Here is a 19795-nt window from a genome sequence, read left to right as displayed (position 1 = left end):
TCCCGCTACTAATTGGGATGAAACTGCAGGTGGTCGTATTCCTGACTCCATGGGTAGGATGATTTTCCATCGCGTTATTTCGGGGGAAGCTCAACTAGCCGCTGCAGCAATGGGAAGTAGAGCGCGCAGCGGATAGACCTTTCTCCGCGTTGATAAAACAGGCGGCGGTAGTTTTCCAGCTGGCCCCGGTACTTCTCCAGCTGTTGGTCTAGGAAGGCTTCCTCGATTTCACCGGCGATTGGCTCTGCGGTTTTGTAGTCGACAATCCAGCGAGTATTGGTGTCATCGATAAAGGTTCTGTCGATGATATTGCGTCTCATCTGTCGGCCGCCGCTGTGCAGTTCCAGTTCCGCCGCAGAGTCCCTATGGCTGGCATCAAGCAGCCAGCGCCCGGTCTCACAATTCAGCGTATTCACCACCGCCTGCTCAACTTTACCCCGGGCTTTTTCCAGGTTGCTGCCGCTGAGCCCAGTCTGTGCGAGACGTATATCCCAAAGGGGACGTAGCTGTTCGCTCAGCTCTGCTGGCGACTTGTTTAGCATCGCGGGTGATTCGGTGAGGGTGGCCAGGGTTTCGTGGGCCACGGTGCCCGCGTGGCGGAACCAGCGCAGCGCAACCTGGCCCATGTCTGGCAGGTTGGGCTCGCTAGCTTCTGTCAGCTCCGCCGGTTTGTAATCCGGTGTGCGGTACTGGCTCAACCAATCCCGCGTGGGTGCCGCCGGACTGTCCCAGGGTTGCGGCAGACGCAAAAGATAGTCGTAATCCTTGCGCACACGCGATTCGCTGTCTTCGTGCTCGGGTGCTTCCGGCCATTTGCACCAGTTGCTCGGTTCTTCTCTCGGAATGGATGGCCAGATGCAGGCCAATAGTGCGGCGGCGCCAGGTGGCTTGAGGGTTCCTTTCTTTTCGTCCCGTTTTACGCAGGCGAGCAGGTGCAGGGAGCGAATGGCGCGGGTGCATCCAACATATAGCAAACGGGTGCCTTCCAAGCGCTCCCGTTCACTGTTGTCGTGACGCAGGTAGTCAAACAGCGGGTCTTTGTCGCCGCGGGCGCTTTTCGGGGCGAGCATAAAGCGGCTTTCGCCTTCACTGTTGAGCCACTCGGCCCAGCGCAGCAACTGGTCGCCGCCGGGCTTGCCGCCCTGGTCGAGCCCAGGAATCAGAACGTGCTCGAACTCCAAACCCTTGGATTTGTGAATGGTCATCACCTGCACACTGGCGTCCTGGCCGGGCCGGGCGAAGAGCTTTTCCAGTGCGTTGTAGAATTGGGTCCAGTCGGCAATGGCGCTGCCAGTGTCGAACTTTTCCAGTAGCTGGAAGAAGTCCTGTACATTATCCAGTTCACTTTTGTGGGCTACGGTGGCTGGGCCACCGAGGGCGAGCCACAGGCCTTCGATCCAGGTGCGCAGGGGTTTGCGGCCCCGCTGTTGCCAAGTTTGGTGTATCGACTCTGCGCAGCGGTGCAGTCGCTGACGAGCGTCGTCACTCAGCAGGGCAATCTCGTCGATTTCCTGCAGAGCCATAATCAATGGGCGAGCACTGCTATCTGTCGGTGCGCGGGTTTCTGTTCCGTCACCGGCTTGATTGCCCCAATTGGCGAGGGTGTACAGGTCCGGCAATTGCAGTCCGCACCAGGGCGCGCGGAATACGGAAAGCCAGGCAATGCGGTCACTGGGATCGAGCAGGGCGCGGGTAAGGCTGAGCAGGTCCAGCACGACCATTTTACTGGCCAGTGGTGCCAGGTCGGGGGCCTGAAAGGCAATACCGGCTGCGCTCAATGCAGGTAGTACGCGGCCGAGGTGCTTTTTCTTGCGCACCAGGATGGCGATGCGACCTTCCGGGTCCTGCTCGCGTAACTGCTGTACAAGTTTTACTGCCTTTTCCGCTTCCAAATCCCGGGTTTCGTCATTCACGCAACCGTAGAAATTCACTGCCGGCGCCTGCCACTTGGTGCTCTTGAACGCATGAGATTGCAGATAGCGCACGGCACCGCGGCTGATATTGTCCTGCGCTGGAAATGCGAGTTGGAAAGTATCGTTTACCCATTCCACCACGGCACCTTCGGAGCGGAAGTTCACCTGCAAGTCCAGTGGCTCCAGGGGCACCCGGTTGTCGTCGTGGCCAATGCCGCGGGCGCGGGCGTCGAGGAAAATGCCCACGTTGGCGTTGCGGAATCCGTAACAGGACTGCATGCCGTCGCCAACGATAAACAGGGTGCGCCCGTCACCGGGCTCCCAGCCGGCGGTGAGTTTCTCCAGCAGTTGCAACTGCATCTGCGAGGTATCCTGGAACTCGTCCACCAGAATATGTTGGGTTTGCAGGTCGAGCTTTAGTGCCAGGTCGGTGGGCTCGTCGCTGTTACCGAGGGCGATTAGTGCAGCCTGGGCGACCTCGGTGTAATCGGTGGCACCTAGCTGCTGGAACACCAGCTTTAGTTGCGCGACCAACTTCGGCAGCACCAGCGCCAGCGCCTGCAGCAGTTCCCACTGGCTTTCCTGTAATCCGGTGGGCAGATTGCGGGTTTCGTTGAACGCTTCCGATACGGAGGTGTTTTCACTCAGTTCCGCAGACAGTGCGTAAAGCCGGCTCTTGTAGGCATCGGCCCCGGGTACTTCTTTTTCCGTGGGGAAACCGTGGCGCTTGTCCACGCGCTTGCGCGGGCCATTTTTGTCCGTGACCAGCATATTGATCAGCGCCAGCCACTGGGGCAGGGCGCTGGCATCGGTACCGGGTAGCTCGACAATGCCGGCACATACTGTCAGTGGATGGGCCACGGAATTGTCGCGCAGGTAGCTTCCTGCGAAGTCTGCCAGCTCCAGCAATTCACCCTGATAAACAGACAGGCATTCAGCCAACTCCGTGAGACGATCGGTTACCAGCTCATCAATGGCAAAGTGAAAATAATCCTGCGCGCCTTTTTGTCCTACGCCCAAGAGAGGGCCCAGCCACTGATCGCGTTTTTCCAGCAGTATCTGCAACAGTTTGTTGAGCTGACCCAGGTCATTATCCAGGTGCAGCAGCAGTTGCTGCAGGGCGGTATCCGCCTCGTCGCCATCCAGGGACTTGAGCAGGTTCACCACCGCCATTTCAAAGGCGATCTGGGTTTGCTCCAGCGGTTCTCCCGGAGCACCCAGGCCACTTTCGATTGGCAACTGGCTGGCAAGGCTGCGGCACAGACCATCAATGGTCTGGATACGCAGGCGCTGGGGCATCTGCAGCAGTTGCCAGTTCAGTTCCCGATCCCGCCCCAGTAGTGCGCTGGCCAGGTCCCAGGTGATGGCATCGTGCGGGTTCTCGGGTCTTTCTGTATCCCGCGCGGTCTGCAGTGCCTCGATCAAACGCTCGCGCATCTCGCCCGCGGCTTTGCGGGTAAAGGTGATGGCGAGCACTTCTTCCGGTTGCTGGCAACTGGCCAGTAGTTTTAGCACACGCTGGGTGAGCAGGCCGGTTTTACCGGAACCCGCAGGTGCGGAAACGGCGAAGCTCCGGGTAATATCCAGTGCACGGGTGCGGGCCTCGGCGTCGATGGGCTGGGAGACGGCAGGATTGGGTACTACTTCGGTCATTGTGCTGCTTGCTCCCGTTCCGGCCACCGATTTAACGGCCAGAGTTCGCTCTGATTGGTGTTGTCCTGAGGGCGGTCGAACTGGAGGGTGGCGACGCCGTTGCGGTATTCGCCGGCAAGCAGTTCCAGGCCGTGCCGCCAGTAGTCACTGAGATCCTGCCAGGTGGTGTAGGGGGCGTCTTTCTGGGTGTCTGCCACGGGCTTGATGCCGTTAATGGGCTGCTCCAGTTCACCGCAGCCGCTCCACTTGCAATCACTGGTGCGCACCTGACCGAAGGCGATGGCCTGGGCTTGCGGTTGAAAGAGGGCGTAAAGGGGTAGCTGGGGTTCGCGAATGCGCTCCTGTAGCCACTCATTGATACTCGGTGTACCGGTTTTGTAGTCGATCACCAACTGCTCGCCGCCGTCGAGTTGATCGAGTCGGTCGAGGCGCAGATTGAACTGCAGCCCGCCGATGGAGACCTGTTGATCCCATTCGATTTTCTCCACGCGAAATGCGGGGCGCTGGGATTCGAGCTCTAGCCACTGGTCCATCAGTCGTAACAGCCGCTGTTGTTCCATGGCCCAGAAGCCGGTGGGCAGGTGCCCGTGTTTTTTGCGCATATCGCGCAGGGCATTCTCGATGGCGTTTTCGATCTGTTGATTGCGCGCATCTTCGCCCAGCGCCTTGAGTTGCGTTGAGTCGCTACAGGCTTGCCAGAATTCCGCTAACACCTGATGCACCAGATTGCCGCGCTCTGCGGGGCTGAGGCCGATACTGGGGGCCATGAAATCGCTGGCGCCGAGGCGGTAGCGCAACTGTGCGTTGAGCGGGCACAGCGCTTGCGCCTTCAGGACCGAGGCGCCGCCGCGCACGCGCTCGCAGTCTGCTGGTAAGAGTGGTGGCAATGTTGTGTCGGTGATTTTTTCCAGTGCAGTCGCATCGACAAGTAGCTGGTTGTATTCCGTAAGCCCGTCGCTGTCGAAGGTCTCTGCTTCTACGCGCTCGCCAAACAGATTGCTCAGCCCCTGGTGGACGCCATCTTCTTCACAGGCATAACTGACCACGATATCGCCACTGGCATTCAGCAGGTCGCCGGTGAGTTCGCGGGCGAGTTCCAGCTCGCGCTCGGCGCTGGCGCGGGGCATCTTCCAGTGTTTTTGCCACTGGATCGGAAGCAGCGGGTTGGGTGCCGGGGTGGCGGGCCACTGTTGCTGGCCAAAGCCCACCAGGCGCAGATGATCGAAGGCGAGGCCGCCGGCTTCCAGAACGCCGAGAATCTGCAGGGGCCCATCGCGGGTTTCTGCCTGGAAGGGCGTGCGGCTCGCAATCTGGCGGAGTTGCTGCTGCGCCTGTGTGACGGACAGTGAGCCTGCGAAGGCGGAAAGCGTGGCGAAGTTCTCGAGCGCGCTCTCCCAATGCATCAGCTGCTGGTATTCCTGACTGTCGGGATTGCGCGCGCCGGGCCAGCCGAGAAGAGTAAAAATCTCTGAAAAACGCGCGGCCCAGATTTCTGCCGGTGCCCGCTGCCAGCGCCGCTGGCGATCGCCGATCTGCTCCAGTTGTCGCGGTAGCTGGGCAGAATCCAGTTTCAGCTCATCGGTAATACGTTCCGCCCAGTAGCGCAGGGTATCACCGGTGACTTTGCGCAGTTCCAGTTTGCGCAAGCGGCGGAACAGGGCGCTGCGCAGCCAGAGTTCATCGTCATTTCCCCAGAAGGGGCTGAACAGGATGTTTCGCAGTTGGGAGTAGTCCCATTCATCCGCCATAAGTTCGAGCAACTGCAGCGCAGCAGCGCCGACTGGAGTCTGCGCAAGCGGGGTACCGGCAGAGAAGTTGAATGGCAAGGTATAGCGCGGTTGCGCCGGGTCGAGAAACTGTGGCTCCAGCACGCGGGCGAATATGGATTCCACCTGGGCGCGGCACTGGCCGAGGTTATTGACCACGATGCCGACACTGACGCGGCTGTTTGTTGCGACGCTTTCTTCGAGCTTCTGTGCCGCCCAGCGCGCAGCCTGGTACAACTCTTCTTCGAGATTGGTACAGGCTGCCCGCGTGATTGTTGCCTGGCGTTTGCTTGCCGGGTGGTCGATGACATTCTCGGCTGCGCTTTCGATGATGGATTTGTACAGCGGGGATATCTGCGCGAATCCGGCGGTATCGATCTGCGGTAGTTTTGGCAGTGCACCCTCGTTGAACGCCTGTAGAATACGCAGATCGCGTTGGTCCGGAGTAATGGCATTGTGTAGACGTAACTGATGAGCGAAGGCGCGAATCATGCGAAACAGCGGGAATTCGTCGGCGCTGAGCGACAGGGCGAATTGTTCCAGCAGTGGTTCGATGGCGCTGTCGAGCTGGTCCAGGTCGTCCACCAGTTGCCACTGTAGTAACTGCGCCAGCGCTCCGTCCGCATCGCGGCACAACTGCACACTGTTCAGTAACTCTCTTTCCAGCGCTTCATCGAACGCCCGCTGCCAAAGCAGTTGGCGTTGCTCGCGATTCAGTACCTGCTGTATTGCCGGTTGCCAACCCTGTTGTTGCAGGGTAAACCACAATTTGTCCAGCCAGCCCTGCATAGACTCCACCGCGGGCGGTGCCCAGCTGGCGCCGGCAGGCTGTTCGCTGGCATATACCTGCTGGCAGCGATTGCGCAGGCGGTTGTTGGGTGTCAGCAGCAGGCCTCCGGGTGGGAGTTGCGCGAGAATTTGCAGGACAGGGAATGCCGGTTGCAGCATGGAAAGGCGAACCTGATTCTTGAAATTTTATGAGCGTGTATGGCGGGTAACAGTCGCGTTTTGCGGGGGAGCTGTCAACGGTCGCGGCCGGGCTAAATAATCACCAATTAGCTCACTGGCTGATGCTGGGCGGGGGAGAACTCGGCAAACGCGAGGGCGATCCGTTGTTCTGTGTCCGGGGCACTACTCAGTAGCTGGCTTGCGCCTGCAGTCTCCGGTAGTACGAGCTTCAGCTCTTCCAGCCACCATTGCACACGACGGGCGATGGCAGGGCCTGAATCGAGCCAGCGGATACGCCGTGGTGCAAACGCGTCCAACTCTTCTCGCAGCAGGGGGAAATGGGTACAGGCAAGCACCGCGATATCCACTTTATCGCCACCGGCGGTGTGGAATATGCGGCGCAATACCGGCTCCAGATCGGCGGCGGCGATAGTGTCCCCGCGTAATTTTGCTTCAGCCAGCCGAACCAGTTCCGGTGCTGGCACATTGATTACCCGGTATCCATTGGCGAACTGCTCAATCAGCTCGCGGGTATAGCGGCGGTTGACGGTGCCCTCGGTGGCAATCAGTGCGATAACACCGCTCTCAGTCTCCTGGGCCGCGGGTTTGATGGCGGGAACGACACCGACAACCGGCTGGCTCAGTGTTTCACGCAATTGCGGCAGGGCGAGGGTGCTGGCGGTATTGCAGCCGACAACAAGAATATCGGCCCCGGTGGCTGCCATCATGGCGGAGGCCTGCTCGACGATACGCGGGCGCAGCTCCTCCTCGCTTTTGGTGCCGTAGGGGTAAAAGCCGTTATCGACCCCGAAATGCAGGGTGAGCGCGGGTATCTGCCGGCGGATCTCGCGGGCAATGCTGATCGCGCCGACGCCGGAATCGAATATCAATGCGCTGGGGGCCTTGTTAGAATGGCCGCTTCCATTGGGCATAACGAAAACCTGTTTCCCTCAATTCGGCAACCCGCTCACGGTGGCAGGGAGTGCTAATCGGGCCAAGAATACCGCATTCAGCGCCGGGACTGGCAGGTCATTTGCCCGCAGCGCGTCGCCTGGGTAATCCGGGCCACCTCAATAAGTTTAAGAGTTTTCTATGATTTCGTTTCCTCTCCAGGTCACTCTAGAGCATGCGGTGCTGGCGGGTGTATTGGCTGTGCTGTTTGTGACCATCGCTGCGTGGGTCGGTCGCTCCGCGGTCAGCCGGCGCTTGCAGGCGCTGCAGGGAGAGCACCAGGTGGTGCAGGCGCAGCTCAGCAGCAGTCGCGAGCAGGCGTCCCGTCATGAGCTGGATATCCAGCAGTTGCGCACGGAGCTGGACACAAAATCCACACAGCTGGCCCGTTATCAGGTACTGGTAGAGAAGGGTGAGGCCGCGCTCGCAGAGCAAAAGCAGCAGCTGGAGCAGACCCGCGCTAGCATGACCCAGCAGTTTGAAAACCTGGCAAACCGCATCTTTGAAGAGAAGCAGCAGGCCTTCCAGCGCCGCAGTGAAGACAGTCTGCGCAAGAGCCTGGATCCACTGGAGCGCCAGTTAGGCGATTTCCGTAAACGGGTAGAGCATGTCTACGACCGCGAGAATGCCGAGCGCAACAGCCTGATGGGGCAGATCAAGGCGCTGCGGGAACAGACCCAGCGCATCAGCGACGAAGCGCTCAACCTGACCTCTGCGCTCAAAGGTGACCGCAAAATCCAGGGTAACTGGGGCGAGGTGGTGTTGGAGCGCCTGCTGGAGGAATCCGGCCTGCAGAAGGGCCGCGAATACGAAACCCAGGTGAGCTTTACCAGCGATGGCCGCCGTCGCCAGCCGGACGTGATTGTGCGCTTGCCGGAGAACAAAGACCTGATTATCGATTCCAAGGTCTCGCTGGTGGACTACGAGCGCTATGCGTCCGCGGAGACTGACGAGGGGCGCACCGCGGCATTGAAGCAGCATGTGAACTCCCTGCGGGCCCATATCACCGGTCTTAACAAAAAAGCCTACGAGCAGCTGGAAGGGGTGCGCACCCTCGACTTCGTATTTATTTTTGTCCCCATCGAGGCCGCCTACATGCTCGCCATGCAGGCGGACCCGGAGATGTTCCGCTTTGCCTATGAGCGCCAGATTGTTCTGGTCAGCCCCACCACCCTGATGGCGACCCTGCGCACGGTAGAGAATATCTGGCGTTACGAAAAGCAGAATAAGAACGCGGAAAAGATCGCCGACGAGGCCGGCAAGCTGCACGACCAGTTTGCGCTGGTGCTCGAATCACTGGATAACCTCGGCAGTCGTATCCGTCAGGCGGATGAGGCCTATCAGGAAACCTACAAGCGCCTCGCCACCGGCCGCGGCAATGCGGTGAAGCGCATCGACAGCCTGCGCAAGCTCGGCGCAAAGACTCGCAAACAGATTGCCGCCGACCTGCGCGAGAAGGCGGAAGACAGCCACAAGCTGCCATCATTGGAACCGAAAAACGAAGCGCTAATCGAATCCGAAGCAGAGAGCGAAGCGGAATAAGTTTTGAACGCGATCTTCGAAACCTTCTCCTTCGCGCTCGCGGTCACCGCGCCGATTTTTCTTACCCTGCTGGTGGGCTACGGACTCGCGCGGGTCAAACTGCTGAGCGAATCCTTTGTCGATGATGCGTCCAAGCTGGTGTTTCTGGTAACGCTGCCGGCATTGTTGTTCTTCAATATCTTCGGTTCCGACGCCCATCTGGGGGATGAATGGCCTCTGCTACTGGCGGGCTTGATCGGCACCATGTTGACGGTTCCTCTGGCCTGGATGGTGGCGCGACCATTGGCCTTTGGCGATCGCAGTGCGTTTATTCAGGGCGCTTTCCGCGGCAATCTGGGTATTATCGGCCTTGCCTGGGCGGCCAACGCCTATGGTCCGGCGGGCCTAGCGCAGGCGGCGCTGCTGATGGCGGTTATCACGATCTTTTACAATATCGCTGCGGTTGCGCTGTTTGCAGTGTATTCCCAGAAGGCCAAGTTTAGCTGGAGCAAGCTGCTAAAAGACATTGCCAGAAACCCACTGATCGTCGCGATTGTTGCGGCGTTACTGGCAAAGGCGGTTGGGCTCAAGCTGCCGCACATGGTGGTGCAAACGGGTGAGTACCTCGCTTCGGTTACCTTGCCACTGGCTCTGTTGTGTATCGGCGCAACGCTGGATCTCAGTATGCTGCGCCGCAGTTCTTTTGGCGCTTTTGCCGCAAGTGCATTCAAGTTGCTGATTGTGCCGCTGGTGCTGTTGGGTATCGGCCTGTTGTTCCGACTGGATACCCAATCCATGGCGATTCTGTTCCTGCTCGCCGCGACCCCGACTGCTTCTGCGTCGTTTATCATGGCGCGCGCGCTCGGTGGCAACAGCCAGCTTGCCGCCAACATCATCGCGATCAGTACACTCTTTTCTATTGTGACCGCCAGCCTAGGGCTGGCACTGTTGAAGGTAAACCTCCCATGACCGAAGTACCCGTGTGGATCCTGGTAGTTGCCGGGCTGATTATTCTCGTGCTCTCTGCCATCGCCACTTATTACTGCCTGGAGCTGCGCGCCGCGCGCAAACGGCAGGCTCAGCAGCTGGTAGAGCTGGAAGCGGCGGCCGACGCGCAGCGGGACCGGGTAAACAACAGTATTCAGATTATTGCGAAAACGCTGCTGGAAGAGGGCGTGGGGCTGACCGAAGCATCCCTGCGTATCCGTGTTCTATTGGATTCGCTGCAGGTTGAGCCGGCGGTGAAAGAGGAGTTTGTGGCGTTTTATCAGGTAGCGGACAAGACCAGCCATATTCCGATTCTGGAAGATTGGAAGAAGCTTTCTCGCAAGGAGAAGTTCGCGTTTGAGAAGGAAATGGTACGTATTGAAGGCGAGTACCGGGATTTTGCCCTGGATGCGGCCAAGCGGATTTTGGGGCGGAGTTTTTAAGTCGTCATCCCGGACTTGATCCGGGATCCAGCTGCTCCGGGGTCCCAAGGACCCCAAATCATTTCTTCACCAGCAAAACCCCAGACTCCGTATGATCCGTATACGGAAACTGGTCAAAAATCGCAAAACGCTCAATGCGGTGGGTTTTGGTCAGTTCCGCCAGATTCTCCAACTGTGTCTCCGGATTACAGGAGATATACAGAATACGCGGAAAGCGCGCGATCATCGCACAGGTGTCCGCATCCAGTCCGGCGCGGGGAGGGTCTACGAGTACGGTAGAAAAATCGTAACTGTCCAGATCAAAATCTTTCAGCCGCCGAAACGGCCGCACCTTGTCAATGGCCTGGGTAAATTCCTCGCTGGATAAACGCAGGATGGCCAGATTGTCGACGCCGTTCGCCGCGATATTTTCCTGAGCCGCATTCACCGATACCTTGGAAATCTCTGTCGCCAGCACTTGGCGGAAATTCTCCGCGAGGGGAATGGTGAAGTTGCCATTGCCGCAGTACAGCTCCAGCAGATCGCCCGTTTTGTCTTCACAGCAGCTCTTTGCCCAGCCGATCATTGAGCGGCAGATTTCCCCGTTTGGCTGGGTAAAGCTGCCTTCTACCTGCTTGTACTGATACGTCCGCCCATTGATGTCGAGCTTCTCAATGACGTAATCCCGCTCCAGTACCAGCTTCTGTTTGCGCGAACGGCCGAGAATCGGAACGCCCAGACTTTCCTGCAGCGCACGTGCTTCCGCTTCCCACTCTTCACCCAGAGGTTTGTGGTAGATCAGCGTGATCAATGCATCGCCGCTCAGGGTGGTAAGGAACTCGGTGCAGAACAGGCGTTTGCGCAGGATTTCGCTGCCGTTGATGGCATCCAGTAAGGGCGGCATCAGGGCATTGATCCGCTCGGAGCCCACGGTAAACTCTTCAATCACAAACGGCTTTTTGTATTCCCCCTGTTTGTACATGGCGTAATCCACACGGCCGCCGTCCTGCCACATCTTGAACTCGGCGCGCAGGCGGTAGTGGCTCGGCGGTGAGGGAAATACCTCCGGTTGCAGGTCGGTGTAGGAGGTATAGGCTTCCCGCAAGCGGGCCACTTTCTGGTCCAGTTGTTGCTGGTAGTCGTCGGTGTTTACGCGGTGAAGAGCCATGTGTGAAGCCGTTGTCGTTGAGATGCGTTATGGGAATGATTGCCGAAACCGGATGAAGGATCGTCGGGGCGCGGATTATAGCGGATGCGGCCTCCAGATAAACGGTTGCGGACAGCTGTTACAGGTGACAGAAACAGGAGACAGGAAATGGCGCTGGGTAGATTGGAAATTGTAGTGAGCGGGCAGGGGCTATACGAGTTTACCGCAGAGGTGAATCGCTGGCTGGCCGGTCAGAATTTATTCGGCTGCGGACTGTGCACCCTCTTTATCCAGCATACCTCCGCGAGTCTGCTGATCCAGGAAAATGCGGATCCAAGTGCCCGGGTGGATCTGGAAAACTGGTTGAACCGGCTGGTGCCGGAAAATGACCCCCTCTATACCCACACACTTGAGGGGCCGGACGATATGCCGGCCCATATCAAGGCCTCCCTTACTGCGTGTAGCCTCGGCATCCCGATGGACGAAGGCCAGCTACTATTAGGCACTTGGCAGGGTATTTACCTTTGGGAACATCGGCACCACCGCGGTACGCGGAATGTGATTGTGCAGGTCTGAGTGCTCAATCCAATGCCCGCTAAAATCGGCGAGTAAGGAAGGTTGTTTCCTTGGTAGTTACCGAATCACCGCTGCTGAACTTGAAGGCAAACGTCATTTTTGCGTGTTTCGGCGCAGTTGCACAGACGCGGTAGGGGAGCCAGGTCGAACTGTTTTCCCCGAGGTCGATACTCGGTGCGCCGAAAATTTTGAGACGGCTCGGTTCTGCGAGTGATACGGCAACCGAGTCCTGCTGCTTTTCGTAACCCTCAACTTTGATTTGGTAGTTGTTGCACACCGTATGCCGATCAATTCGGGTAAACAGGGCCGTACGATCCCGCCGAATCTCCACCAGTAGTTTGGTGGTATCGGTAAAACCATATATTACTCCGGTGAACGCGCACAGCATCACGAGGCCATAGCCGGCGAGTCGAGGGCGTAATATGTGGCTTGGTTCACCAGTCAATTGCGCTTCGGAGGTGAAGCGAATCAATCCCGTCGGGCGCTCCAGCTTCGTCATTACCTGATCGCAGGCATCAATGCAGGCGCCGCAGTCGATGCAGGCGGCCTGCAGGCCATTGCGAATGTCGATTCCGGTTGGGCATACCTGCTGGCAAATACCACAGTCCACGCAATCTCCCTCAGTCCCATCTCCTTTTCGGCGGCTTGCCCGGGGCTCTCCGCGGTCTTTGTCATAACAGACTGTGTGCGTATCTGAATCAAACATTACGCTCTGGAAGCGGGCATAGGGGCACGCGTGCAGGCAGATCTTTTCTCTTACCAGCCCGGCATTGAGATAGGTTAATAGCGCAATGATAAGGACCCATGTCCAGATGTCTGCGGACAGCTGGAGCTGCGTGGCGTCGGCGAAGAGTTCCCGAACGGGAACAAAGTAGCCGACGAATGTAACCGCAGTGGCGAGCGCAAGAGCACCCCAGAGCAGGTGCTTTAGCAGGCGCCGGACGATCAGCGAACCGGAAATGCGCTGTTGCGCTTCGCGAGCGCGGGCGTGGGCCTTGCCTTCGGTGAGGTCTTCAATACGGATAAACATCCAGGTCCATATGCTTTGCGGGCAGGCAAAGCCACACCAGACACGCCCCCAGGCGACCGCGAGAAAAAACAGAAGGCTGGCGGCGGCAATCAGCAGGCCAGCGAGAAGAGAAAGGTCCCGCCACGAAATGGCGCTGCCGAAAAACAGGATACGATGCTGCTCAAAAGAAAATAGGAGCACTGGCTCACCGTCGACCTGGCCCCAGACGAGCACAAAGAACAGTGCCATCAGTGGCCAGCTGGTCAGTCTGCGCAGGTTCTGAAAACGACCTTCGGTCAGTCTGACGTGCAGCTTACCGTCCGGATCCGGGGTGTAGTCCTGTACTACGGGGATCTTTTCCATGGTGACTTATCCGCTAGAACTTTAGCGCGGAGCCTATAGGGAGTTCCTTGATGGGGTCAGGGATAATAAAAATAATTATAATGGGTACAGATTGGTGCCGGGATCCGCTCTGGTCCTGAAAGGCTGAATGGAGGTGTGCCGGAGTGAGCGAACAATTTCGATACGAGGCGTTGGAGACCTGGCTCGAGCAGGGTATCCGGGAGCAGCGCTGGCGCGGGGGAGAGCGACTGCCTTCGATTCGCGCATTGTGCCGGGATCGACGGCTGTCTAAAGCGACGGTGCAACACGCGTTGCAGCGGCTTGAGTCCCGTGGATTGATTGAAGCGCGCCCAAAGGCCGGTCACTTCGTCGCCATTCGCCCGCCGAGCGTCCAGCAGCCGGTCAGCCGCGCACGTATCGAGGCGCCGCACCCGGTCACGGTAAGCGAGCTGTTGCTCGATATCATGGGACGTAACGCGGCATTTGATCTGTTGCCGACGTTCACCGGGGCTGAGCCTCCGTCTGGTATTGTCGCGCTCAATCGGTCGATTGCGCGGGCATTGCGGCGGCCGTCACAGGGCAGTTATCAGTACTACGACGAGCCAGCCGGTGACGCAGGCTTACGGGAGCAGCTTTCGATTTTGATGGCGCGGCGTGGCTGCCGGGTTGGAGCGGACGAGCTTTGTATAACGTCCGGTTGCCAAAACGCACTGTTTCTCGCGCTAATGGCCAGCTGTAAGCGCGGTGATGTAGTCGCCGTTGAATCGCCGGGCTTCTATGGGGTGATGCAGCTGCTCGAATACCTTGAGCTGCAGGTAATCGAAATTCCCGCAGCGGTTGATACCGGTATGGACCTGGATGCACTGGATGAGGTGTTACGTCGCTGGCCGGTGCGCGCCTGTATCGTTTCTCCGTCGTTTGCCACACCTGGCGGTGCGCTGATCCCGGAGGCGGCCAAGCAGCGTTTGCTGGCGCTTGCCGAGGAGTTTGACCTTGCGGTGATCGAGGACGACATTTACGGCGATACCGGGTTCACTTCAGTGCCGGATCCTCTCAAGGCACTGGATCGCAACGATCGGGTCATTCTGTGCAGCTCATTCTCCAAAAGCCTCTCCCGGGATCTGCGCCTGGGGTGGGTTTCCGGTGCGCGATGGCACCGCAAGATCCTGCAGACAAAACTGGTCACCCAGTTGGCCGGCAGCCGTTACCTGCAACAGGGGGTTGCCGCATTTCTCGCCGATGGAAGCTACGCTGCGCACCTGCGTCGCTTGCGTGGAGACTTGCGGGAAAGGCGCGATCAGTTGCGTGCAATACTGGGAAAATGGCCGGGCGAAGTCCGTGTGAGCGTGCCGCAGGGAGGTCTCGCGGCGTGGGTTGAACTGCCGGAGCAAGTTGACACGCTTGCCGCTTATCCGCTCGCACTGGAACAGGGAGTGGTGATAACCCCGGGCCCACTGTTTTCTGCCTCGGGACAATTTGGCAATTGCCTGAGAATCAGTTTTGCACACCCGTGGCACCCGGCGCGCCGAGAAGCGCTTGCGTTATTGCCGCGGATATTCGGGCTGACGGACGCCCAACGGGGATATGTTGGAAACCGTTAAAGGCAGTTGGTCGGCTTGGGAAGCCCTGCGATCTTACTGCCGATTTTTGCGGGGCTCGGCGGGAACAGCTGCATCAAAAATATACTGCGCCCCTTCTCTGGCCCAAGGTGCAGGCCGATATACTTAACGAGCGGTCGCATTGCGGGCGACAGTTCAAACTCACGGTAAAACGCCTGTAGCAGGCGAATAACTTCCCAGTGGTCGTGCGTCAGTTCAATCTTTTCCTGAGCGGCAATTGCGCTGGCAACTTCCGGGCTCCAATCATCGAGATTGCGCAGAAATCCCTCTTTATCCAGTGGGATTTCGCGGCCTTCGATGATCAGTGTTGCTGTCTGTTCCATCTTTCTGGCTCCCGGCTATCTAAACCAGCTGACGATCGGCTTGTGCTCGACACAAAGGGCGACCCAGCGCAGGTCATCGATGGCCGTGAGATCAGTTGCAATGGCAATGCCGCGGGCTTCGGCGTCGGCGCTCAGCACGAACACGTCATTCCCGGGGAGTTCGAGCGGAGCTTTTTCCTGCGCAGCGTAAACGCCGTCCTCTATCAGGAGTAATGCATCGCCTTCCGCAAATACATTGAGGCAGTCGCGCAGAGCACTGCCCGCATGGGGAGACTGGTTGACGATATGTAAAGTCATGTCAAAAACTCAAAACCTGATCGAAGCGACGGATTAATGACCCAGGGTCTTCCAGCAGTTGTACATCGGCGCCGGTGAGCTGTAGCTGCGACAGTGCAAGGCCCCGTTCAGTGGCGCTTCTCTGGCAAATATAAATCCGCTCCACCCCGAACATCGGCAGCGCCTGAAGGTTGCGATACAGGCTCTTTTCGGCGATGGCTTGCGGGTTTTGCGAAAGCAGCTGGTATACCCCGTCATTGATAAACAGGACTTCCGGGATCTGATCCATGGCGGCGCACGCGAGTACGGCTTCGAGACCCTCTCGGGCGAGTGTCGTCCCATAGGGCGCATGGCGACACAAAGCGAGTATGGAATTCGTCACAGGGTCAGCCTCCAAAGCTCACAAGGCGGTCGCTGAGTGCGGTCGCTTCCGCCAATTGTCCGAGCCCCGCCAGGGTAAACCCATCGGCCAGGTTTGCAGCGGGCTGTTCCAGGCGACTCGCCTCGCTTTCACTCAGCACGCCGCGGCGCTGGGCGGCGGCGATGCAGACCGTGAGATCGAGCTGGTGGGATTGCTGCAGTGCCTGCCACTGGCTGAGGAGATCCTGTTCGTCTTGCGGCGGAGTCGCCAGGGCGCTGCCGTTGTGAACACCGTCCCCGTAGAAGAACACCCGGAAAATTGAATGTCCGGATGCCAGCACGGCTTTGGCAAAACGCAGGGCGGTGCCGGCGCCCTGAGCGCTGTGAGGAGCACCGTACACTACGAGGGTAAATTGCATGGGTGTATCCACCTGATAAAGCAGGATTGGGTCAGTAAAGTGTACCGATAAAAAAATGCCCCGCAGAGCGGGGCACCGTTAGAACCGGGTCAGCGGGCTCATCAGTCGTCGGATGCGAAACCGAAGATGTGCAGCAGGCTGGTGAACAGGTTCAGAATGTTCAGGTACAGAGAGGTGGTGGCCATGATGTAGTTGGTTTCTCCACCATTCACGATACGGCTGGTGTCGTACAGGATGAAACCGGAGAACAGCAGGGCAATCACGCCGCTCAGGGCAACGCTGGCCAGCGGCATGTACACGCCGAAGAAGCTGGCGATCATCAGGCCCAGCGCGCACACCAGTACTGCGATCAGGCCGACAAACAGGAAGCCGCCCATAAAGCTGAAGTCCTTGCGGGTGGTCAGCACGTAGGCAGACAGCGCGAAGAAGATCAGAGCGGTGGTGCCCAGGGCTTGCATGATGATCTGGCCGCTGCCGGCAGCGACGTAGTAATTCAGCATCGGGCCGAGGGAGGCGCCCAGTAGGCCGGTGAACGCGAAGACGACACCAATACCTTTACTTGAATTCGCGGTGCGTGGCAGGACGAACCAGACCAGAACAATGGCTGCGATGGAGCAAATGATACCCATGCCGCGGCTCATGCCGGTGGCCATGGCAATACCCGCAGTGACTGCACTGAACAATACAGTCATTGCCAGCAGTGCGTAGGTGTTACGCAGTACCTTGGCGGATTCCGAGCGGTCCAGTGCTCCGGACTGTGTATAGACTTCTTGGCGCATTAGCGTCTCCTGCAAGTGAATATGAAATCTTTCGCGATCATATAACCAGCGCTTTAGACCTTCAAGTAGGCGCCGGGTTCTGTGAATGTCCGGTAGTTGGTGAAATATAGCGTGCGACAGTGACATTATGGAAACACGGTATTCGCGCAACCGCGCTCATAGTCTTGTCTAGCTCTGATAGTAATAATTGGGGGCTGAGTGTGCGGATTGCAATATGACCAGCCCGTTTAGTGTTCACTGTCTGTTTCGCGATCACCGATGGGGACCTTGAGGTCGACGATCAGCGGTAAATGATCAGACGCCAGGCGTGTCAGTTCGCTGCGTGGAACGTGCACATCGGTAACCCTGAGTTCCGGATCCGCGAATACATAGTCGATCCTGGCTTTGGGTAGCCGGCTAAAAAAAGTCCCTTTGGGTTTGTGCCCGGGTAATTGCAGTTGCGCATCTTCCAGAACCCCAGCGATCTGCTTGATTTCCGACGCACTGGGAAGTGCGTTGAAATCGCCTACCAGTATCCTGGGCTTCGGGCACTCGGGGTTTCCCATCCACTCGGGCCCAAGTAAGGCGTCGACTTGACGCTGCCGCTCACCCTTCGACAGCCCCAGGTGGGTGTTGAATACCTGAATCAGGGTGCCGTGAAAATCAATCTCCATCCAGAGTGCACCGCGAGGCTCGGCAAGTTTGTGCATCCGGGAGTGTTCCGATGGTCCGGGCAGGATGTCTTTTTTGACCAGACGCACCGGCAGACGCGTCATGATGGCATCGCCATAGCGCTCATCTTCCAGGTGCATGGCGGGTTGGAAGTGACAATCCATGGACAGCAGCCGGGAGATCTGGTGGGCCTGGTCCACGCCGCCGGTACGCTGCCTGCGTACATCTACTTCCTGTAACGCAACGATATCCGGTGAGTAACGCGCGATGACGCGGGCGATCCGCTCGGGAGAGAGTTTCCCGTCCATACCCTTGCAGATATGTACGTTGTAGGTCATCACGCGGAGCTTCCGGTAGTCCTGCCTTTCCGATTCCTTCTGGCGCCGGCCTGAGGTGATTATGGGTGCTGCCTTGGCGGGAGCATTTGGCGCTGCTGATTTGAGCTTCTGCGCCGGTTGCGCGCGTAGAAATGCGAGTGCAGCCTTGTGCATGTCTCTCGGCCGCCAGTGGCCGCGTCCGTCATCGGGGAAGTGGATATCTCCCGGCATCAGCGCAAAGCCATGGGTTTCCTTGCGGCTTGCACCGCCATGACTGCCACACTCGATGGCGAAGGTGATGCTTTCACCACCTGCGCACCAGCCGCTCGCGATAAAGTCTCCGGCTTCAGGGTGTCGGCACAGGTGTGCCAGGTCTTCGGTGGTTTCCTCTAGAAACGGGTGATCATTTCCGAGCACCCTGTGTCCGTCTTCCGGCAGTGAAAAGGCGCCCTCACGCCACCATCCCTTGATCTTGCTCAGCCGCTCGCCGTTTTCGCCGGTTACATATTCCTGGTGATCTGCATAGAGCACCATGGGTGCTTTTGCTTCTTCCACAAGAAGGCGGGCGATGGTCTGCTGGGGGATGTCTTTGCAGTGGATGTTGTAGAGCAGTGCCAGTGGTCCCATGGCCGAAAGCGCCATGGGGGCATCCTGGTCCCGCTGTTCACCGGAAGTTTTGACGGGGAACAGTTTCTGCACCCACTGACCACCGAAAAGGCGGACCCGTTGTAACTGCACGCCGCGATCGGAATCGGACTTGGCACTGCCGGGGCTCTTCTGCAATTCCGACAGCGCTTCACTGACGGCGTCGGCAAAACTCCGCCCGTACAGGTCTTCGTACGGCGTGGCGTCATCTTGTCCATGGTCCGAGTAGATCCACACATCGTAATGACGGCGGGATGAGCGGTGTGCAGCACGCCAGATTCGCGCGACCGCATCGTCGATCCCCTTGAGGGTCCAGTGAGCGAACTTAGAACTGGGGCCGCGTCGATGGGACTGTTCGTCGTACCCGAGAAGGTTCACGTAAATAATCGGCAACCCGCGGGCAATATCAATTTTTACCCCGACCGTGGAGAGTTCGCGCATCAGAATCGTGATGGCGATGCGGGTAGGGATAAACATCAGTTCCCGCATAAAGTCCTGGCCTTTTATAAGGCCGCGAAAGAAATCGACAATGGACAGTACCAGCTCGAGCAGGAGAAGGCCGACGGTGCGAATCAGGCTCCACAGGTTGGCGAGCAGCATGGTGATCAGCGCCAGTGGGCCAGCATCTCTAAGGGACGATCCCCATCCTTTGGAAGCGGGGCAGAAATGCGCTTCGTCATTCTCTGCGCCACCGCGGAATGAGCTGACGTAGCAGCTTCCGCCCCTTAACAGCGGCTGGTGCCCTTCATCTAGCAGACGCTGTTCGACCTTGTTTGCCCCGTGGGACTCATACATGCGCAGCATTTCGTGTGTGTCTGCGGACATAAACCCGAAGGCGGGAACTGCCGCTCTCACGCCGTAAAAAACTTCTGCCTGCACCGCTGGTGTGGTTGCGGGTACGCCGGAGTACCAGTCGTCTATGTGGTAATGCTCGCGTTCAATCAGCTTTTTGAGGAATGGCAGCTTACCCTCGGCCAATGCGCGATCAAATTGCGGCCTGGCCAGACCGTCGATCTGAATCAGAACCAGCGCTGGGGCGTCAGGGTCTCGTTCATTGATCTGCAATTTCATCATGCGCGCCAGCCATTCACTGCGGCTGACGCGGCGACGCCAGATTCGGAGGCGGGTGGCAATTCGGGTTAGCATTCGGGGCCTTTCAGCTCACATCATT

General features: G+C 58.4%; 16 protein-coding genes. 5 read left to right on the top strand and 11 right to left on the bottom strand.

Annotated features, from left to right (window positions below):
• Window positions 1-74: 74 nt before the first annotated feature.
• From ACYX4K_RS06755 to murI, 3 genes are all read right to left on the bottom strand, one after another.
• Window positions 75-3566: a UvrD-helicase domain-containing protein gene (locus ACYX4K_RS06755; protein ID WP_475092888.1), complete on the bottom strand. Its 3492-nt coding sequence runs from the start codon at window positions 3564-3566 to the stop codon at window positions 75-77.
• A complete protein-coding gene (locus ACYX4K_RS06750) occupies window positions 3563-6280 on the bottom strand; it encodes a PD-(D/E)XK nuclease family protein (protein ID WP_475092889.1) in 2718 nt (905 codons plus the stop codon). Before ACYX4K_RS06750 ends, ACYX4K_RS06755 begins: the two co-directional genes overlap by 4 nt.
• Window positions 6281-6387: 107 nt before the next feature.
• Window positions 6388-7212: a glutamate racemase gene (gene murI, locus ACYX4K_RS06745; RefSeq protein ID WP_475092890.1), complete on the bottom strand. Its 825-nt coding sequence runs from the start codon at window positions 7210-7212 to the stop codon at window positions 6388-6390.
• A 160-nt stretch (window positions 7213-7372) separates the two neighbouring features.
• Here murI and ACYX4K_RS06740 point away from each other — a divergent pair, with 160 nt between their 5' ends.
• From ACYX4K_RS06740 to ACYX4K_RS06730, 3 genes are read left to right on the top strand one after another with little or no spacing between them, the layout of a single operon-like run.
• Entirely contained in the window at window positions 7373-8773 is a 1401-nt protein-coding gene (locus ACYX4K_RS06740; protein WP_475092891.1) for a DNA recombination protein RmuC, read from the top strand.
• 3 nt (window positions 8774-8776) lie between these two features.
• Window positions 8777-9721 carry an AEC family transporter gene (locus tag ACYX4K_RS06735; RefSeq protein ID WP_475092892.1) on the top strand — a complete coding sequence of 315 codons (945 nt, stop codon included), beginning with the start codon at window positions 8777-8779 and terminating at the stop codon, window positions 9719-9721.
• Window positions 9718-10182, top strand: a complete 465-nt coding sequence (locus ACYX4K_RS06730; RefSeq protein WP_475092893.1) for a DUF2489 domain-containing protein — start codon at window positions 9718-9720, stop codon at window positions 10180-10182. Before ACYX4K_RS06735 ends, ACYX4K_RS06730 begins: the two co-directional genes overlap by 4 nt.
• A 58-nt stretch (window positions 10183-10240) precedes the next feature.
• On the opposite strand, the gene trmA is transcribed toward ACYX4K_RS06730, so the two are convergent.
• Complete coding sequence (gene trmA, locus ACYX4K_RS06725; RefSeq protein WP_475092894.1) at window positions 10241-11329, bottom strand: tRNA (uridine(54)-C5)-methyltransferase TrmA; 1089 nt, start codon at window positions 11327-11329, stop codon at window positions 10241-10243.
• Window positions 11330-11476: 147 nt separating this feature from the next.
• Between trmA and ACYX4K_RS06720 the strand changes: the two genes are divergently transcribed.
• The gene (locus ACYX4K_RS06720) at window positions 11477-11884 is read left to right on the top strand and encodes a secondary thiamine-phosphate synthase enzyme YjbQ (RefSeq protein ID WP_475092895.1); all 408 of its coding nucleotides are present in this window, start codon (window positions 11477-11479) and stop codon (window positions 11882-11884) included.
• Between the two features lie 19 nt (window positions 11885-11903).
• Here the strand turns inward: ACYX4K_RS06720 and ccoG are convergent, their stop codons facing one another.
• Window positions 11904-13256 carry a cytochrome c oxidase accessory protein CcoG gene (gene ccoG, locus ACYX4K_RS06715; protein WP_475092896.1) on the bottom strand — a complete coding sequence of 451 codons (1353 nt, stop codon included), beginning with the start codon at window positions 13254-13256 and terminating at the stop codon, window positions 11904-11906.
• A gap of 143 nt (window positions 13257-13399) precedes the next feature.
• On the opposite strand from ccoG, the gene ACYX4K_RS06710 reads away from it, so the two are divergent.
• On the top strand, window positions 13400-14836 hold the full coding sequence (locus ACYX4K_RS06710; protein ID WP_475092897.1) for an aminotransferase-like domain-containing protein: 1437 nt from the start codon (window positions 13400-13402) through the stop codon (window positions 14834-14836).
• On the opposite strand, the gene ACYX4K_RS06705 is transcribed toward ACYX4K_RS06710, so the two are convergent.
• From ACYX4K_RS06705 to ACYX4K_RS06680, 6 genes are all read right to left on the bottom strand, one after another.
• Entirely contained in the window at window positions 14833-15177 is a 345-nt protein-coding gene (locus ACYX4K_RS06705) for a TusE/DsrC/DsvC family sulfur relay protein (RefSeq protein ID WP_475092898.1), read from the bottom strand. The two genes, ACYX4K_RS06710 and ACYX4K_RS06705, sit on opposite strands and share 4 nt — an antisense overlap.
• A gap of 15 nt (window positions 15178-15192) precedes the next feature.
• Window positions 15193-15474: a sulfurtransferase complex subunit TusB gene (gene tusB, locus ACYX4K_RS06700; RefSeq protein WP_475092899.1), complete on the bottom strand. Its 282-nt coding sequence runs from the start codon at window positions 15472-15474 to the stop codon at window positions 15193-15195.
• A gap of 1 nt (window position 15475) precedes the next feature.
• On the bottom strand, window positions 15476-15835 hold the full coding sequence (tusC, locus tag ACYX4K_RS06695; RefSeq protein ID WP_475092900.1) for a sulfurtransferase complex subunit TusC: 360 nt from the start codon (window positions 15833-15835) through the stop codon (window positions 15476-15478).
• A 4-nt stretch (window positions 15836-15839) separates the two neighbouring features.
• A complete protein-coding gene (gene tusD, locus ACYX4K_RS06690; protein WP_475092901.1) occupies window positions 15840-16232 on the bottom strand; it encodes a sulfurtransferase complex subunit TusD in 393 nt (130 codons plus the stop codon).
• Window positions 16233-16333: 101 nt separating this feature from the next.
• Window positions 16334-17011: a Bax inhibitor-1/YccA family protein gene (locus tag ACYX4K_RS06685; RefSeq protein WP_475092902.1), complete on the bottom strand. Its 678-nt coding sequence runs from the start codon at window positions 17009-17011 to the stop codon at window positions 16334-16336.
• Between the two features lie 227 nt (window positions 17012-17238).
• The gene (locus ACYX4K_RS06680) at window positions 17239-19770 is read right to left on the bottom strand and encodes an endonuclease/exonuclease/phosphatase family protein (protein ID WP_475092903.1); all 2532 of its coding nucleotides are present in this window, start codon (window positions 19768-19770) and stop codon (window positions 17239-17241) included.
• Between the last annotated feature and the right edge of the window lie 25 nt (window positions 19771-19795).

The sequence above is a fragment of the Microbulbifer sp. ABF4_107 genome (genome assembly GCF_056312215.1).
The sequence above is the reverse complement of the archived record's forward strand: the minus strand, read 5'-3'. Positions and strand labels throughout refer to the sequence as shown.

What these genes read in the sequence shown, in the direction of transcription:
- ACYX4K_RS06720 (WP_475092895.1), top strand. Translation starts at nt 11,477, where the DNA reads ATGGCGCTGGGTAGATTGGAAATTGTAGTGAGCGGGCAGGGGCTATAC.
- tusD (WP_475092901.1), bottom strand. Translation starts at nt 16,232, where the DNA reads ATGCAATTTACCCTCGTAGTGTACGGTGCTCCTCACAGCGCTCAGGGC.
- ACYX4K_RS06685 (WP_475092902.1), bottom strand. Translation starts at nt 17,011, where the DNA reads ATGCGCCAAGAAGTCTATACACAGTCCGGAGCACTGGACCGCTCGGAA.
- ACYX4K_RS06730 (WP_475092893.1), top strand. Translation starts at nt 9,718, where the DNA reads ATGACCGAAGTACCCGTGTGGATCCTGGTAGTTGCCGGGCTGATTATT.
- ccoG (WP_475092896.1), bottom strand. Translation starts at nt 13,256, where the DNA reads ATGGAAAAGATCCCCGTAGTACAGGACTACACCCCGGATCCGGACGGT.
- ACYX4K_RS06680 (WP_475092903.1), bottom strand. Translation starts at nt 19,770, where the DNA reads ATGCTAACCCGAATTGCCACCCGCCTCCGAATCTGGCGTCGCCGCGTC.
- ACYX4K_RS06750 (WP_475092889.1), bottom strand. Translation starts at nt 6,280, where the DNA reads ATGCTGCAACCGGCATTCCCTGTCCTGCAAATTCTCGCGCAACTCCCA.
- murI (WP_475092890.1), bottom strand. Translation starts at nt 7,212, where the DNA reads ATGCCCAATGGAAGCGGCCATTCTAACAAGGCCCCCAGCGCATTGATA.
- trmA (WP_475092894.1), bottom strand. Translation starts at nt 11,329, where the DNA reads ATGGCTCTTCACCGCGTAAACACCGACGACTACCAGCAACAACTGGAC.
- ACYX4K_RS06755 (WP_475092888.1), bottom strand. Translation starts at nt 3,566, where the DNA reads ATGACCGAAGTAGTACCCAATCCTGCCGTCTCCCAGCCCATCGACGCC.
- ACYX4K_RS06705 (WP_475092898.1), bottom strand. Translation starts at nt 15,177, where the DNA reads ATGGAACAGACAGCAACACTGATCATCGAAGGCCGCGAAATCCCACTG.
- ACYX4K_RS06740 (WP_475092891.1), top strand. Translation starts at nt 7,373, where the DNA reads ATGATTTCGTTTCCTCTCCAGGTCACTCTAGAGCATGCGGTGCTGGCG.
- tusB (WP_475092899.1), bottom strand. Translation starts at nt 15,474, where the DNA reads ATGACTTTACATATCGTCAACCAGTCTCCCCATGCGGGCAGTGCTCTG.